This is a genomic window from Paraburkholderia sp. BL23I1N1 (assembly GCF_003610295.1).
Classification (GTDB): domain Bacteria; phylum Pseudomonadota; class Gammaproteobacteria; order Burkholderiales; family Burkholderiaceae; genus Paraburkholderia.
The window spans coordinates 1,689,557-1,705,039 of the sequence record NZ_RAPV01000001.1; the positions used below are offsets into that span (position 1 = coordinate 1,689,557).

Genomic DNA, 15,483 nt, shown 5'->3' on the forward strand with positions numbered 1-15,483 from the left:
ACGGTCTGGTCACATCATCGCGGACACGCCATGCAGCCGTCGACCGCATGCGTAGTGTTGTGCTGCACCGTTCTACCGGTCTTTCTTCATGAACAGCCCGAATCACCCTGTTCCCGCCAATGAGCCATTGCCCCATCGCAAGGCCATCCGCTCGTGGCTGACGCCGTTCGCCGAACGCCGCACCGCCTACGCGCTTCTGCTGCTCGTGTTCGACTACGTTTTACTATTGTGTGCGCTCGCCGCGAGCGTGTTCGCGCACGGGTTCGTGTTGAAGACCGTATTCGGATGCATGGCGGGCTTCGTCATCGGACGGCTCTTCGTCATCGGTCACGACGCATGTCATGAGAGCCTGACCCGGCACCGCACGCTCCACCGCTGGCTGGGCCGGATCGCCTTCCTGCCGTCGCTCACGCCGTATAGCCTGTGGCAAGTGGGTCACAACGTGGTGCATCATGGCTACACGAACCTGAAAGGCGTCGATTTTGTGTGGGCACCGCTGACGATCCAAGAATATCGCGCCTTGAGTGGGCCACGGCGCGCACTGGAACGGATCTATCGCAGCGGCTGCGCGCCTGGTCTCTACTACATGATCGAAATTTGGTGGACGAAGATGTTTTTCCCGTCGCGTGCCGCAATGCCGACGCGGCGCCCGGTATTCTTCTGTGACTGCACGCTGGTATCGGTGTTCGCACTGCTATGGATCGGCGCGCTCGCGTGGATCGCTCGCGCGACGCAGCGGGGGGTGATCCCGTCAATCGCATGCGGGTTCGGGGTGCCGTTCCTGTTCTGGTGCGCGATGGTCGGTTTCGTCGTGTACGCGCACCACACGCATCCGCAAATCCACTGGTACGATGATCGCGCGAAATGGGGGCGTTCGGATCCGTTCGTATCCACGACGGTGCACTTGACCTTTCGCTGGCGTTTTGGCGCGCTGTTTCATCACATCATGGAGCACACCGCGCATCACGTCGACATGAGTCTCCCTCTATACGGGCTCGTCGGTGCTCAGCGAATGCTCGAAGCGATGCTTCCGGAACGGATCGTCGTGCAGCGGTTTTCGTGACGTTGGTACTTCGACACCGCACGAGGCTGCAAACTATACGATTTTTCGACTGATCTGTGGACCGATTTCGCTGGTCGCGCGACGCACGTCCCTCTTAAGGCTCGCTAACAAAGCCTATCATCCGAAAGCAAGGGGTATACGTTTGAGGTTGGATGACAAGACAAAGAATCGGCGAAGAGTTATGGCCAACGCTCGAAGCCTTGCTGCCAAAGCGACGGGTATCGCCCCGGGGCGGACGCCCGCGCGTTGATGAACGCGCTGCTGCATTGAATGGCATCCTGTTCGTGCTGTTCACCGGCATACCGTGGAAAGACTTGCCGCCGGAGATGGACTTCGGTAGCGGTATGACCTGCTCGCGAAGGTTGCGGGAATGGCAGGACGATGGCGTGCGGGCTCGCCTGCATGCGGCGATGCTGGCGCGGTCGCGAGGAAACACGCGTTGGCCATTCATCTTGTGATCTCCTGTCGACGATGCCGGCCGTACCGGGTTCGCTGCCGATGGGCTCGTCGACCGACGGCTCACATCTCAGAGGAGGACCGGTGCTGTAGTGATACGTTGCGTGCCCGCTCCTTCCATCTGTCGGGCCGTGCGCAGCAGTTGCAACCCGAGGTCGGCTGCCATGTCGAGCGCGCTGCGGCCATCCGGTGCGCACAGTTCTGCGTTCGCCCCATGCGCAAGCAGCATCTGCAGGACGTCGAGGCGACCGCTCGCGGCTGCATGCATCAGGCATGTGATGTCGTCGTCGTTCACATGGTCGATCGGCGCGCCGGCGTCGATCAGCCGCAGGATGGTCGCGGGGCCGCCGTGCAGGCACGCGAACCAGAGCGCATGGTTGCCGTCGTCATCGAGCGCGTCGGCGCGTGCGCCGAATGCGAGCAACGCTTCGACCACCGCGTCCTCGCCATGCTGCGCGGCGCGCATCAACGGGGTTTCGCCGTTCACGCAGCGCGAATGCGGATCAGGGAAGCCGTGGTACGCCAGCCAGGTGGAAAGTGCGGCAGGCACGTTCGTTTCGAGTTGTGCATCGGCGTTCCGGACAACGCGCGAGGCCAGGCGTTCGCGGACGACGAAAGCAGTGTCGGTATGCATGATCATGGTCGCCTTCGGGTGCAAGGGAACATCGGTTGGCGCAGCGGCACGGGCGGCAGCCGTTGGGATCCGCGCTTCAGACGGGCCGGTTCTCGTTGGGGTTGCGCACCGGCCCCATCAATTCAAGTCCTTCGCTGTAGGTGATCATGTCGAAGGTCACGTCGAACTTGATGGCCGCGTCCGCTACCGCATCCAGCTTGCCGCCTAAGTCCTTCTTCTTCAATTCGTTCTTTTCGAGGTACAGCAGTTCGAGCATCTCGTTGTAGACGGTGGACTCGATAATCGGCAGAACATAGAACATCGCGCCCTTGTATGGCACCTGATATCGCTTGCTCAGGTCGACGTTGTCGCAAAAAAGAAAGTACTTGCCACCCGCCGAGAGCGTGTCGCTGAGCACCTCGGCCACGTCCTTCAGATGCTCGAAGCTCAGCAGATACCCGACGAAGAACGGCAAGTGCTTATGGCCGATCGTCGCACATGCCATCACCTGATCGCAGGTCAGCTCCGGCGGCCGCGCTTCGTCGGCGAGCTTCGGGGCAAAGCGCAGCGCGAGTTCGCCGCGGAAGCCGACCCGGCCGAACTTGTTCGTCAGCCCCTTGAGTACCGGGTTGAGCAGACGGCCTTCATGTTCGAGACGGGCGAACGCGGTGTCGTCGATATCCTTGTGGGCGAGCGTTTCGGTCATCACAGATCCTCGGGTTGAACAGAGTTGAAGGGGGGGCACGTCTGCGTGTTGCGCATCCGGTCGGCGATTTTGAAAAAAGCCTGCATCAGTTCGTCGCGCAGCGCCGGATCGACACCTGTCTCGTCGAACGCGGCGCGCATGCAAGCTAGCCACGCATCCCGTTCGGCGGTGCCGATCGCGAATGCGGCATGACGCGTGCGCAGCCGTGGTTGGCCATGCTGTGCCGAGTATCGCTTGTCGGCACCGAGCCATTCGCACAGATACAGCACCAGCACGGCCTTCGTCGAAGACAGGTCGGGGTGATGCATCGCGCGAATGCGCTGCGCGTCGGCCCGCGTATCCATGTGCCGATAGAACGCGTCGACCAGGCGGTTGACGTCGGTCTCGCCGCCTAGACGGTCGAAGTGCGTCTCGCGCGGCACGGGTCGCGAAGGTTGGGTGGTTGGTGTGTCCATGATGCCATCAAAGCAATAACCGAACCAGGCGGCAACCCGGCGATTGTCCGGCTGCACGCAGGCCAATGCGACAGAAATCGCACGACAAACGCGCCGAATGGTTTCATTGGCGACGAAGTTCACGTGGTTTGTCGCGAAATCGACAAGACACAGGAGGAGTCCGCAAAAGTCCCGAACCAACCGCCGCAGCGCGGCGGGGCGGACGCGACGCAGTACCGCTGGTGATGTGGCACAGAAGCTGCATTTGGAGTCCAGCGCGGACACAGGTCCGGCCGATGCGTGACTCGATATAAGAAGACCCATACAGGCACGACAGGCTGACATGGTCGCGGTTACGCAACCCTGGTTTCAACCCTTCTTCCTGAATGGAGAAATGCAATGTCTAAACTTCGGCAAATCGCGTTCTACGGCAAAGGCGGTATCGGCAAGTCGACCACCTCGCAGAACACCCTGGCAGCCCTGACTGAGCTCGGGCAGAAGATCCTGATCGTCGGCTGCGATCCCAAGGCGGACTCTACCCGCCTGATCCTGCATGCAAAGGCGCAGGACACCATCCTGTCGCTAGCGGCCGAAGCCGGCTCGGTGGAGGACCTCGAACTCGAGGACGTGATGAAGATCGGTTACCGCAACATCCGTTGCGTGGAGTCCGGCGGCCCGGAACCGGGCGTCGGCTGCGCGGGCCGTGGCGTCATCACGTCGATCAACTTCCTCGAAGAAAACGGCGCCTATGACGGCGTGGACTACGTGTCGTACGACGTGCTCGGCGACGTGGTGTGCGGCGGTTTCGCAATGCCGATTCGTGAGAACAAGGCGCAGGAAATCTACATTGTGATGTCCGGCGAAATGATGGCCATGTATGCGGCCAACAACATTTCAAAGGGCATTCTGAAGTACGCGAACAGCGGCGGTGTGCGGATCGGCGGGCTCGTGTGCAACGAGCGTCAGACCGACAAGGAACTCGAACTCGCCGAAGCGCTGGCGAAGATGCTCGGCTCGAAGCTGATCCACTTCGTGCCGCGCGATAACATCGTGCAGCACGCCGAGCTGCGGCGCATGACGGTGATCGAGTTCGCGCCCGAATCCAAACAGGCGGAAGAGTATCGGCAGCTCGCCACCAAGGTGCACAACAACGCGGGCAACGGCACGATCCCGACGCCGATCACAATGGATCAACTGGAAGACCTGTTAATGGAGCACGGAATCATGACGTCCATCGACGAATCGCAAGTAGGCAAGCCTGCAGCGGAACTGACCGCCTAAGCGAGCGCCGCTGCGCGCGGCACGGTGTTCTTCTTCACGCGATGAACCGGGCCGTGCCGGCTACCCGCTGCCAGGCTTGATACCCACACTATGGAGCATTCCCATGAGCGTCACAGTTGAAGAGCGCAAGGCCGCGAACAAGGCCTTGATCGATGAAGTGCTGACGGCCTATCCGGAGAAAATGGCCAAACGGCGCGCCAAGCATTTGGGCACCTTCGAGGACGGCAAGCCCGACTGTGGCGTGAAATCAAACATCAAGTCATTGCCGGGCGTGATGACGATTCGCGGTTGCGCGTACGCCGGCTCAAAGGGCGTGGTCTGGGGGCCCATCAAGGACATGATCCACATCAGTCATGGTCCGGTCGGTTGCGGCCAGTACTCGTGGGGCGCGCGTCGCAACTACTACATCGGCACTACCGGTATCGACACCTTCGTGACGATGCAGTTCACGTCGGACTTCCAGGAAAAGGACATCGTCTTCGGCGGCGACAAGAAGCTCGACAAGATCATAGACGAGATTCAGGAACTGTTTCCGCTGAACAAGGGCATCTCGATCCAGAGTGAATGCCCGATCGGCCTGATCGGCGACGACATCGAGGCCGTCTCGAAGAAGAAGAGTGCACAGTATGAAGGGCACACCATTTTGCCGGTGCGCTGCGAAGGTTTTCGCGGCGTCAGCCAGTCGTTGGGCCACCATCTGGCTAACGATGCGATTCGAGACTGGATATTCGACAAGGCCGATCCGGACAAGCGGCCCGAATTTGTTTCGACGCCTTATGATGTTGCGATCATCGGCGATTACAACATCGGCGGCGATGCCTGGTCGAGCCGGATTCTGCTCGAAGAGATCGGCCTGCGTGTGATCGCACAATGGTCGGGCGACGGCTCGATCGCCGAGCTCGAGAATACACCCAAGGCCAAGCTCAATTTGCTGCATTGCTACCGCTCGATGAACTATATCAGCCGGCACATGGAAGAGAAGTACGGCATTCCATGGACGGAATACAACTTCTTCGGCCCGTCGATGATCGAGAAGAGCCTGCGCGAGATCGCCAGCCACTTCGACGACACCATCAAAGCCAACGCGGAGAGGGTGATCGCCAAGTATCGTCCCCTGGTCGATGCGGTGAACGCGAAGTTCAGAGCGCGCCTGCAGGACAAGACCGTAATGCTGTTCGTTGGCGGCCTGCGTCCGCGCCACGTGATCGGCGCCTACGAAGACCTCGGCATGAACGTGGTCGGCACCGGCTACGAATTCGGCCACAACGACGACTATCAGCGCACCACGCACTACGTGAAGGACGGCACACTGATTTACGACGACGTGACCGGCTACGAGTTTGAGAGGTTCGTCGAACAGGTCCAGCCCGATCTGGTCGGCTCCGGCATCAAGGAAAAGTACGTGTTCCAGAAGATGGGCGTGCCGTTTCGCCAGATGCACAGCTGGGACTATTCCGGTCCATATCACGGCTACGACGGCTACGCCATTTTCGCGCGCGACATGGACATGGCTATTTCCAGCCCGGTGTGGGGGCTCGCCAAGGCGCCCTGGAAGAAAACCCCCTAAGCGCCGGCCACCGCACCGATCACCGGACTGATCAGCGGCCGGCAGGCCATTGAATTGAATATCAGGAGCATCCCGTGCCCCAATCCGCAGACCACATTCTCGACCAGGAATTCCTGTTCCGTGAGCCCGAGTACCAGAAAATTTTCCAGGCGAAAAAGGAAAATTTCGAGTTCAACCATTCAGACGAGCAGGTCAAGCAGATCGTCGAGTGGACCAAGAGCGAAGACTACCGGCAAAAGAACTTTGCACGCGACTCGCTCACCATCAACCCGGCCAAGGCCTGCCAGCCGCTCGGCGCAGTGTACGTGGCCATCGGCTTTCACAAGACGCTCAGTTTTGTGCATGGCTCGCAGGGCTGTGTAGCGTTTTACCGCTCGCACTTCTCGCGTCACTTCAAGGAGCCAACCTCGTGCGTCAGCTCGTCGATGACCGAAGACGCGGCGGTGTTCGGCGGCATGAACAACATGATCGACGGCCTCGCAAATGCGTACAACCTGTACAAGCCCGACATGATCGCGGTCTCCACTACCTGCATGGCGGAAGTGATCGGCGATGACCTCGACGCGCTCATCAAGAACAGCAAGCAGAAGGGCAGCGTGCCGGAAGACTATGACGTGCCGTTCGCGCACACGCCGGCCTTCGTCGGCAGCCACGTGACCGGCTACGACAACGCGCTCCTCGGCATCCTCAAGCACTTCTGGGACGGCAAGGCCGGCACAGCGACGCCGCTTGAGCGCGTGCCCGACGACAGCGTCAACTTCATCGGTGGCTTCGACGGCTACGTGGTCGGCAACATGAAGGAAATTCGCCGCATCTTCGATCTGTTCGGCGTGACGGTGAACATCATCTGCGACCCATCCGAAACGTGGAATACGCCGACCGACGGCGAGTTCCGGATGTACGAAGGCGGCACGACCAAGGAGGAGGTCGAGCGCGCGTTGAACGCGAAGGCGACCTTCGTGTTCCAGGAATACTGCTGCGAGAGGACCAGCAAGTTCATTGGCGAGCATGGCCAGGAAGTGGTGGTGCTGAACTCGCCGGTTGGCGTCGCGGGCACCGACCGGTTCCTGATGGAAATCTCGCGCGTGATCGGCAAGCCGATTCCGGTGCAACTGGAGAAGGAGCGAGGCCAGCTCGTCGATGCGATGGCCGACAGCCAGGCTCACCTGCACGGCAAGCGTTTTGCGCTCTACGGCGACCCGGACCAGATGCTGGGCTACACGCAGTTCCTGCTGGAACTCGGCGCCGAGCCGGCGCACGTTCTGGCGACCAACGGCAACGAAACCTGGGCTGCGAAGGTGCAGGCGGTGTTCGACGCGTCGCCCTACGGCGCCGGCTGCAAGGTGTATCCGAAACGCGATCTGTGGCACATGCGCTCACTGCTGTTTACCGAGCCGGTGGATTTCCTGATCGGCAACACCTACGGCAAATATCTCGAGCGCGATACCAAAACGCCGCTGATACGCATGGTGTTCCCGATCTTCGATCGCCACCATTACCATCGCTTTCCGACCTGGGGCTATGAAGGTGCGTTGCGGGTGCTGGTCACGCTGCTGGACGAGTTCTTCGAAGCGCTCGACGCCAACACGATCGACGTGGCGAAGACCGACTACAGCTACGACATCATTCGCTGACGAGGAGAGCGCGGCGATGGCAGACACAGCAGATACATCGGGCGTGGCAGATGAAGTTCTGGTCAAGATGACGCAGGACGGCCGTAACGTCGAGGTCATCAGCGGCTAGGTTTGCCTGGCCGGTGTGGGCGAGGCCGACCACCTCGTCCCGCTGCTCGAACACCCGAACCGGCAGGTGATCGCCCAGGTGCTGCCGGGAGGCCGCGCATGTGGCCGCCGGTTGCCGTTGACGCACGAGGAGATTGCGATTGCACAGAGCGCGATGTCGGCGGCTCGGCGGCAGTTCGGCGCGAGCCCGGCGGGCATCGCGCCGTGGTTACCTCGAGCGGTGTGGGCGAAGATTGCGGCGGAGGGTGTCGAGTAGCGGGGCACCGCTGAAAACGAAATTGCTGCGCTGCATGTAGCTAGCCTGCGTGACGAACCTCAGCGAGGGAGCGGGGCATGATTTATGTAGTCGAGCAGTGTGACTCAGTGCGCTGCGTGCGTGGTTCGCTTACGACGACTTTGAGCGCGAGGTGGCGGCGTTCGACCCGTTGAGCCTCGCGGAGATCAATGACGAGGTAACGGCGCACGAACTGCTCGCGCTGGTCAACGACGTTTCCGATGCGAACGGACGGGCAGAGTACCTGTCGATCTGCGCGGTGGGCGACGAGTATGAGCAACTGGCGGCGCTCGAAGTGCTGGCCGACGACGACTGAGCCGCCCAGCGGGGCAGGAGCCCGAATGGCGCATGCACACTGAAATAGCGCATGGGATATGCGCGCAGGCGCGCTCGGTGCATTGCTCGAACGCGTACCGGCCGAGATCAGGCCTGAGCGCTTCGAGCGCTTGCTGGAAGTCTGTCTCTGCGACTTCGCGGCGTATCCCGGTCATGGTAGACGGACTACGCGAAAGCTCCACGGATGCGCCGCGTGCTGACTGCTTACCTGGCGGTTCGCGAACCCTTGGGGCCGGATGCGTTGCTGGAGGCGCGCGCGAATGCGATCGCACGGGTCCTGCTCCATACGGAACGGCAAGGCAGGCAGTGAACGTGTGTTGTCGTTTTCTGTGTCGCGAACCGTCTGTCGCAAACCGTTCAAACCCGCCATGGCGATGCGCGCGAGCGACGCGCTTCAGCGCCAATTGGCACGTTTTCAAGGCGTTTCCCGGTGGTATGGAACTTGCCACTAGAGAAACGTCCATCCATCAGGAGCATGTCATGTCTGTTTCGCTCAATGCCCAAATCGCCGAAGTTTTCGACGAGCCGGGTTGCGACAAGAATCAAGGCAAGAGCGAGAAGGAACGCAAAAGGGGCTGCACGAAGCAGCTTTCGCCGGGTTCGGCCGCAGGCGGGTGCGCGTTCGACGGCGCGAAGATCGCTTTGCAGCCGGTGGTGGACGTCGCACACCTCGTGCACGGGCCGATTGCCTGTGAAGGTAACTCGTGGGACAACCGGCACGCCGCTTCATCCGGTTCGCAACTCTATCGCATCGGCTTCACCACCGATATCAACGAACTCGACGTGGTGTACGGCGGCGAGAAGCGCCTGTTCAGGAGCGTGCGCGAAATCATCGAGAAATACGATCCGCCCGCAGTGTTCGTCTACCAGACCTGCGTCACTGCGCTGATCGGCGACGACATCGAGGCAGTCTGCAAGCGCGCCACCGAACAATTTGGCAAGCCGGTGATTCCGGTCCTTTCCCCCGGTTTCGCCGGGCCGAAGAATCTGGGCAACAAGCTTGGCGGCGAGGCGATCCTCAACTATGTGATCGGCACGCGCGAGCCCGAGTACACGACGCCGTATGACATCAACGTCATTGGCGAATACAACCTGTCGGGCGAACTCTGGCAGACCAAGCCGCTGCTCGACGCGCTAGGCATCCGTATCCTCTCGTGCATCTCCGGCGACGGGCGCTACAACGAGATCGCAAGTTCGCATCGCGCCAAGGTCAATATGATGGTCTGCTCGAAGTCGATGATCAACATCGCGACAAAGATGCAGCGGCGCTACGGCATCCCTTACTTTGAGGGCTCGTTCTATGGGATCGGCGACATGAGCGACACGCTGCGCCATATCGCCAGCCTGCTCGTGCGGCAGGGCGCGCCGGACGATCTGCTCGAGCGGACCGAGCGCCTGATCGCCGTCGAGGAAGCGCGCGCGTGGGAGCGCATCGCACACTACAAAGCGCGCCTTACCGGCAAGCGGGTGTTGCTTATCACAGGTGGCGTGAAGTCTTGGTCGGTGGTTTCCGCGCTGCAGGAAGCAGGGCTCGAAATCGTCGGCACCAGCGTCAAGAAGAGCACTAAGGAAGACAAGGACAAGATCAGGGAGATCATGGGCGACGACGCCCACATGATCGACGGCATGGCGCCGCGCGAGATGTACGCGATGCTCCGGGACGCGCGGGCCGACATCATGCTGTCCGGTGGCCGCTCACAGTTCGTCGCACTGAAGGCCCGCATACCGTGGCTCGACATGAACCAGGAACGCCACCACCCTTATGGCGGCTACGAGGGGATGGTCGAGCTGGTGTACGAGATCGACCGCGCGATCTACAACCCGGTGTGGCAACAGGTGCGCATCGCTGCTCCGTGGGGTGAAGACGGGGGAGCGCTCGGTGTGGTCCAAACGCAAGCCGCGCGCCCACTGTCGAGCGTCGCGGCGTGGGCGATGAGCCTCGAACCCGGTATACCGACCTGACGCCCCCTGAACTCGAGAACATGCCATGGCCGATGTCGTCGAATCTATGAAAGCCTGTGCGGTCAACCCGCTCAAGATGAGCCAGCCGCTGGGCGCGAGCCTCGCGTTCCTTGGGCTCGATGCCTGCATGCCCGTGATGCACGGCTCGCAGGGCTGCACGTCGTTCGGCCTCGTGCTGCTGGTGCGCCACTTCAGGGAGGCGATCCCGCTGCAGACGACGGCCATGGAGGAAGTCACCGCGGTGCTCGGCGGCTACGAGAACATCGAGGCCGCGCTGCTCAACATCCGCAAGCGCGTTGCGCCGAAGGTCATCGCGATCTGTTCAACAGGTCTCACCGAGACCGAGGGCGACGACGTGGCCGGCTATCTCGTTACCGTGCGCAAACGCAAGCCCGAACTCAAGGACACTGAGATCGTCTATGTGTCGACCCCCGACTATGTCGGCGCATTCGAAGACGGCTACCGGCATGCGATTACCGGCATCGTCAACGCGCTGGTCAAGGCGTTGCCAACGGTGGCCAATCAGGTGACGCTGCTGCCCGGCAGCCATCTGTCGCCTGGCGACATCGACGAACTGCGCGAGATCATCGAAGCGTTCGGCTTTGATGTCATTGTGCTGCCCGACATTTCCGGCTCGCTCGACGGCCATATCGCGCCGGACTGGCGCGGCACCACACTGGGCGGTACCACGCTCGCGGAGATCCGGGCCGCGGGTGCATCGGCATTTACGATCGGTGTGGGCGAGCAGACGCGCGACGGTGCGGAGGCATTGCATGCTATCGCCGGCACACCGTTCGAAGTGTTCGGGCGGCTCACCGGACTGGAACCCAACGACCGTCTGTTGCACTTGCTCGCGCAGCGCGCAGGACGACCCGTTCCCGCGAAATACCGGCGTCAGCGCAGCCAATTGCTCGATGCGATGCTAGACGGCCATTTCTACACTGGAGGCATCAAGGTCGCGATCGGCGCAGAGCCCGATCTGCTGTTCGCGGTGGGCAGCATGCTGCATGAGATGGGCGCGCAGTTGCGCTGCTGCATCAGCACGACGCGATCGCCCGCGCACGCGTTGCTGCCCGCTGATCAGGTCGTGATCGGCGATCTCGAAGATATGGAGCGCGCCGCGGCGGACTGCGACCTGCTGATCACCCATTCGCACGGCAGGCAGATGGCCGAGCACCTGCAAAAGCCGCTCTTCCGGATCGGTTTTCCGGTCTTCGACCGGATTGGAAACGCACATCGACGCTACGTCGGCTACCGCGGCACGATGAACCTGATCTTTGAGATCGCCAACCTGATGATCGAGCAGATTCCGCATCACGATCCGGGCGACTGGCCGCTGCCGCAGGCCGCTATCGATCTGGCCGCGCGCGATCCGGCGCGGGAAGCGAACATTCCTGTCGTCGCGGCCGGTGCCTGACCCACCTAAAGGAGCACACAGCATGAAGATCGCGTTCGCCACCCAGGACAGGCAGTTCGTCGATGCGCATTTTGGCTGGGCGAGAAGCATCGTCACCTACAACGTCACACCGGACGGCTATCGGTTCGTCAAGGCGTTCGACTTTGGTGGCAAGCTCGAAGAGGACGGCGACGAGGACAAGCTCGCGCCCAAGCTCGAAGCCGTAAAGGATTGCGCGATCCTGTACGTCGCCGCAATCGGCGGCTCGGCCGCGGCGCGAGTGGTTGCGCTGAAGATTCACCCGATCAAGGTGCCGCGGCCCGAGTCCATCGAGGAGATTCTCGGCAAGTTGCAACAGGTGCTGAAGGGCACGCCGCCGCCGTGGCTGCGCAAGGCGCTGGCGAAGGATGGCGAACGAGTATACGACTTTGAAGACGATGAGGTATCCCATGACTGAATCATCCGCAATTCCGTCCGAGGCCAGCGACGAAATGTTGCTGCGCGCACCGTTCGTGCAGCAGCTCGTCAGGCAATTGCGCGCGCAGGATGCCCACGGCGTGTGGGACGGAAAGACCGACCTGCAACTGCTCAAGCCGTACATCCACACGCCCGAGGAACGCCGCGCGATTCCGATCATGGGCGACCCCGACCCCGAAACGCTGTGGCGGCTCGAGCTTTTCTATAGCGCGATTGCGGTGGCGATCGAGCGTGAGACCGGCCAAATGGTTTCGCCGATGATGAAGATGAGCCACGAGGGCTTCGGCCGCATGGTTTTGCTCGCGGGGCGGCTCGTTGTCGTCAACAAGCAGTTGCGCGACGTACACCGGTTCGGCTTCGCTTCGCTGGAGAAGCTCGGCGAGGCTGGCGCAAAGCTACTCGGCGAAGCGGTCGAGCTGATGCGGACGTACCCCGCCGTCGCACAGTACAGTGCCTGAAGGAATTGTGAGGGGGCCGAGACGATGAGCACCGATGCCGATGAACTCAAGGCGCACCTGAAGAAACTCAACGCGCAAGCGACCCGGGCGAAATTGGACCTGCACGACCTCTCAGAGGAACTCCCGACCAACTGGGAGAACATTCTCGCTGTCGCCCGGCGCTGCCATGACGCCCACGCCGCGCTGATGGCAGCCCGCAAGGCTGCCGCTGCGGCAGCGGCCTGAACCAGCGAAGCCACGGAGCCACACCATGAGCGATATCTTCAGCGTTACGCTGCCGAGCGGCGCCACCTGGACGCCGACCTTCGTCAACAGGCTCGACGAAGAAAAATGCATTGGTTGCGGACGTTGTTTCCGTGTCTGTCCGCGTGGCGTGCTGCAACTCGTCGGGCTTGACGAGGACGGCGCGCACATCGCACTGGACGGCGACGATGAAGACGACGAGTACGAGAAGAAGGTGATGACTGTCGTGCATCGGGAACTGTGCGTCGGCTGCACCGCATGCGCGAAGATCTGCCCGAAAAAGTGCTACACGCACACGGCGGCCGTTCTCTGAGCGATGACGCGATGAACGCCTATGCAACCCTGATGGCGTGCGCGGTGGATGCGGGCGATCCCACCGTGCTGGCACTGGCCGGCGTGCTGTCGAGCGGGTTCGAGCACCACGGCCTCCATGTGCTACCGATGCGCGGACTGGACGCCGACCAGACGCGCCGGATGCTCGCGCGCTGGTTCCCGGGTGCCGGGCCGGCGCTCGGTCTTACGTGTGCGTTGCCGCCCGCCACGATGCCGCGTGACGACGAACTGGAAGACCTGGTGGCGTTGCTCAATCACCATGCCGATCCGCCCGCCGGGCCGGCAGACGAGGCGAACTGCGTCGCCCATGCATTGGCCTGCGCGAGCCTCGGGCAAAACCACCTTTGGCAAGACCTGCTTCTGCCGTCGCGGCGCGAGTTGTCCGCGTTGATCAGCCACTGGTTTCCGCGACTGGCCGCGAAGAATACGCATGACATGAAGTGGAAGAAGTTCTTCTACAAGCAACTCTGCGAGCGCGAGGGCCTGTTCATCTGCAAGGCACCGAGTTGTGACGTCTGTTCGGACCACGCGCTTTGCTTTGGCGCGGAGTAGGCAAAAATGGCCGGCCCGCGCCCCCGTTGAGCAGGTGCGTCGCCGGTCCGCTTTGCCAGGCTTCTTCGGTAGATCCACAGTGAGAAGGAGCCGGACTTGCTCAAGCATGCTCATCGTTATCTATTCTGGCATCTAACCGAGAAATCGCACCACAAACCTTACGCACCTATGGATTCGTTCCAATCTGCTGCGTCCCCGGGGCGCCGCCCTCGCTGTACACCCTGCACCCGGGCCTGCTACCTGACGCTGCAATGGCCCGTTGCGGAGTCGCAGCAGCAGGGGCCGTGCGCCCGGGCATTGACGCCCGCCTGCGTGCCCGCCCTGCCGCAACCGCCGCGCCGGCTACTCGCGATCAGCGACGAAGCGGGGTTGCGCGATCTGGCGCTGTGCTACTTGCAGCGGCTCAGACTTATGCTGCTTTTTGCACGCGTCGGTCACCGCTTCGATTGTGTCGCGTCGCGGGTGGCCGACTTCGTGGTCGAGTCCTGCGGCGAGCTGCTGTATTACGGCGAATGGCATGCGCATCTGCAGGCGGGCACCAGGCCGCCGTTGCTGCTTGACGAAGAGGGCCGCGAACCCTGGCTGGTTCAACTTTGCTACGCGTTCGACGACGTCGGTTTCCCGCCCGCGCTGCGCGCCGACTCCTGGGGCCGGGCAAAGCCGCTGTCCGAGCATCGGCTGGCGCCGCACGCGCGTCATGCCGGTCGGACGCGCTACACGTACGACACGGAGCGTAGCTGGTTTCTCACTCCGGCAGCGGGCGAACGGCTTACGGGCCATGCCACGAGGCGCTCGCCATGAGACCCATGCCGTCTGCCGTTGCCGTAACGGTGCGATCCGAAGCGCAGCCCGTCATGAATCAGAACCGCGGCACATGCCTTCCCGACAGCAGTGCGAGCCTGTCGCTGGAGCGCGCGCGGGCACATGTCGCGAGCCTGCAGCACGAGTTGTTCGCGGTTGAGCAGGCGCTGCTTGACGACCGCGTATTGACGCGCGCATTGAGCGGGCGTCGATGGGTTTATGTAGGCGGGCGGCCAAGCATCAACGCCGTGCTGCGTGCGCTGGTGGAAGCGGCCGGAGGCGAGTTCGTTCATCACACCGGGACCATCGACGACGATGGCCGTGCCGAAGGCTTCGCGGCTTTGCTGTCAGGCGCCTACCGGGTGCTGTGCCCATTGGATCTGATCGACCCGGACTCGCTGGTCGCGCTGCGGCGGTTGTGCGCGCGTCACCGCGCGCCGTGGTCTGCTTTGCGTTCGTCGAGCGTGACGAGCTTCATTGCGGGCGTGTTGCGGGCTCGGCCTGCCCAGCCGCGCGGCGTGGTCGCAGCGTCGCGCTTCTGCCTGAGGCATGGCTGACGTCGTCATGACTTTACATAGCGCGAGATGTGGGCGCAAAATTGCCTTTGACGTGGTCTTTCCACGAGAGGGCCGGCCATGTCGGATTCCGCACAACGCTACGGCCTTTTCCTCAACGTCGAGAACCCCGACGGCGACGCGCGATGCGCTGACGCAAACCGTGCGTAATGCGCCGGCCGCCCAAACGTTCGGCTACCACGAGGTGTGGCTCGCCGACCATCACTACAGGTCG

Annotated in this window: 17 protein-coding genes and 2 pseudogenes; 16 read left to right on the forward strand and 3 right to left on the reverse strand. The window is 62.2% G+C overall.

Going from position 1 to position 15,483, the window contains the following annotated elements:
• The first annotated feature begins 88 nt into the window (after positions 1-88).
• A pseudogene (locus tag B0G76_RS08095) lies at positions 89-1,171 on the forward strand (fatty acid desaturase).
• Positions 1,172-1,215: 44 nt separating this feature from the next.
• A pseudogene (locus B0G76_RS08100) lies at positions 1,216-1,491 on the forward strand (transposase); the annotation flags it as partial.
• Between the two features lie 98 nt (positions 1,492-1,589).
• Here the strand turns inward: B0G76_RS08100 and B0G76_RS08105 are convergent.
• From B0G76_RS08105 to B0G76_RS08115, 3 genes are all read right to left on the reverse strand, one after another.
• Positions 1,590-2,153: an ankyrin repeat domain-containing protein gene (locus B0G76_RS08105; protein ID WP_116148395.1), complete on the reverse strand. Its 564-nt coding sequence runs from the start codon at positions 2,151-2,153 to the stop codon at positions 1,590-1,592.
• A gap of 76 nt (positions 2,154-2,229) precedes the next feature.
• The gene (locus B0G76_RS08110; RefSeq protein WP_116140839.1) at positions 2,230-2,838 is read right to left on the reverse strand and encodes a hypothetical protein; all 609 of its coding nucleotides are present in this window, start codon (positions 2,836-2,838) and stop codon (positions 2,230-2,232) included.
• Positions 2,838-3,293, reverse strand: coding sequence for a group II truncated hemoglobin (locus B0G76_RS08115; RefSeq protein WP_105512109.1), 456 nt, complete (start codon positions 3,291-3,293; stop codon positions 2,838-2,840). Before B0G76_RS08115 ends, B0G76_RS08110 begins: the two co-directional genes overlap by 1 nt.
• Before the next feature lie 378 nt (positions 3,294-3,671).
• Between B0G76_RS08115 and nifH the strand changes: the two genes are divergently transcribed.
• From nifH to B0G76_RS08185, 14 genes are all read left to right on the forward strand, one after another.
• Positions 3,672-4,553, forward strand: a complete 882-nt coding sequence (gene nifH / locus B0G76_RS08120) for a nitrogenase iron protein (RefSeq protein WP_018423167.1) — start codon at positions 3,672-3,674, stop codon at positions 4,551-4,553.
• A 103-nt stretch (positions 4,554-4,656) separates the two neighbouring features.
• Entirely contained in the window at positions 4,657-6,120 is a 1,464-nt protein-coding gene (nifD, locus tag B0G76_RS08125) for a nitrogenase molybdenum-iron protein alpha chain (RefSeq protein WP_105512108.1), read from the forward strand.
• 74 nt (positions 6,121-6,194) lie between these two features.
• Entirely contained in the window at positions 6,195-7,754 is a 1,560-nt protein-coding gene (nifK, locus tag B0G76_RS08130; protein WP_105512107.1) for a nitrogenase molybdenum-iron protein subunit beta, read from the forward strand.
• A 124-nt stretch (positions 7,755-7,878) separates the two neighbouring features.
• Positions 7,879-8,118 carry a hypothetical protein gene (locus tag B0G76_RS08135; RefSeq protein ID WP_310793928.1) on the forward strand — a complete coding sequence of 80 codons (240 nt, stop codon included), beginning with the start codon at positions 7,879-7,881 and terminating at the stop codon, positions 8,116-8,118.
• Between the two features lie 151 nt (positions 8,119-8,269).
• Positions 8,270-8,452: a hypothetical protein gene (locus B0G76_RS08140; RefSeq protein WP_241975116.1), complete on the forward strand. Its 183-nt coding sequence runs from the start codon at positions 8,270-8,272 to the stop codon at positions 8,450-8,452.
• Positions 8,453-8,952: 500 nt separating this feature from the next.
• Positions 8,953-10,434, forward strand: a complete 1,482-nt coding sequence (nifE, locus tag B0G76_RS08145; RefSeq protein WP_116140841.1) for a nitrogenase iron-molybdenum cofactor biosynthesis protein NifE — start codon at positions 8,953-8,955, stop codon at positions 10,432-10,434.
• Between the two features lie 25 nt (positions 10,435-10,459).
• Positions 10,460-11,851, forward strand: coding sequence for a nitrogenase iron-molybdenum cofactor biosynthesis protein NifN (gene nifN / locus B0G76_RS08150; protein ID WP_105512105.1), 1,392 nt, complete (start codon positions 10,460-10,462; stop codon positions 11,849-11,851).
• A 22-nt stretch (positions 11,852-11,873) separates the two neighbouring features.
• The gene (nifX, locus tag B0G76_RS08155) at positions 11,874-12,287 is read left to right on the forward strand and encodes a nitrogen fixation protein NifX (RefSeq protein ID WP_116140842.1); all 414 of its coding nucleotides are present in this window, start codon (positions 11,874-11,876) and stop codon (positions 12,285-12,287) included.
• The gene (locus B0G76_RS08160; RefSeq protein WP_116140844.1) at positions 12,280-12,765 is read left to right on the forward strand and encodes a NifX-associated nitrogen fixation protein; all 486 of its coding nucleotides are present in this window, start codon (positions 12,280-12,282) and stop codon (positions 12,763-12,765) included. The genes nifX and B0G76_RS08160 overlap by 8 nt, the downstream gene beginning before the upstream one ends.
• A 24-nt stretch (positions 12,766-12,789) precedes the next feature.
• Positions 12,790-12,990 (forward strand): CCE_0567 family metalloprotein, encoded by a 201-nt coding sequence (locus B0G76_RS08165; protein ID WP_116140846.1) that lies wholly within the window; start codon positions 12,790-12,792, stop codon positions 12,988-12,990.
• 25 nt (positions 12,991-13,015) lie between these two features.
• On the forward strand, positions 13,016-13,321 hold the full coding sequence (fdxB, locus tag B0G76_RS08170; RefSeq protein ID WP_116140848.1) for a ferredoxin III, nif-specific: 306 nt from the start codon (positions 13,016-13,018) through the stop codon (positions 13,319-13,321).
• 11 nt (positions 13,322-13,332) lie between these two features.
• The gene (locus tag B0G76_RS08175; RefSeq protein ID WP_116140850.1) at positions 13,333-13,893 is read left to right on the forward strand and encodes a nitrogen fixation protein NifQ; all 561 of its coding nucleotides are present in this window, start codon (positions 13,333-13,335) and stop codon (positions 13,891-13,893) included.
• Between the two features lie 312 nt (positions 13,894-14,205).
• A complete protein-coding gene (locus tag B0G76_RS08180) occupies positions 14,206-14,694 on the forward strand; it encodes a hypothetical protein (RefSeq protein ID WP_309546254.1) in 489 nt (162 codons plus the stop codon).
• A gap of 53 nt (positions 14,695-14,747) precedes the next feature.
• Positions 14,748-15,251, forward strand: coding sequence for a DUF2325 domain-containing protein (locus tag B0G76_RS08185; protein ID WP_258875525.1), 504 nt, complete (start codon positions 14,748-14,750; stop codon positions 15,249-15,251).
• Positions 15,252-15,483: the final 232 nt, after the last annotated feature.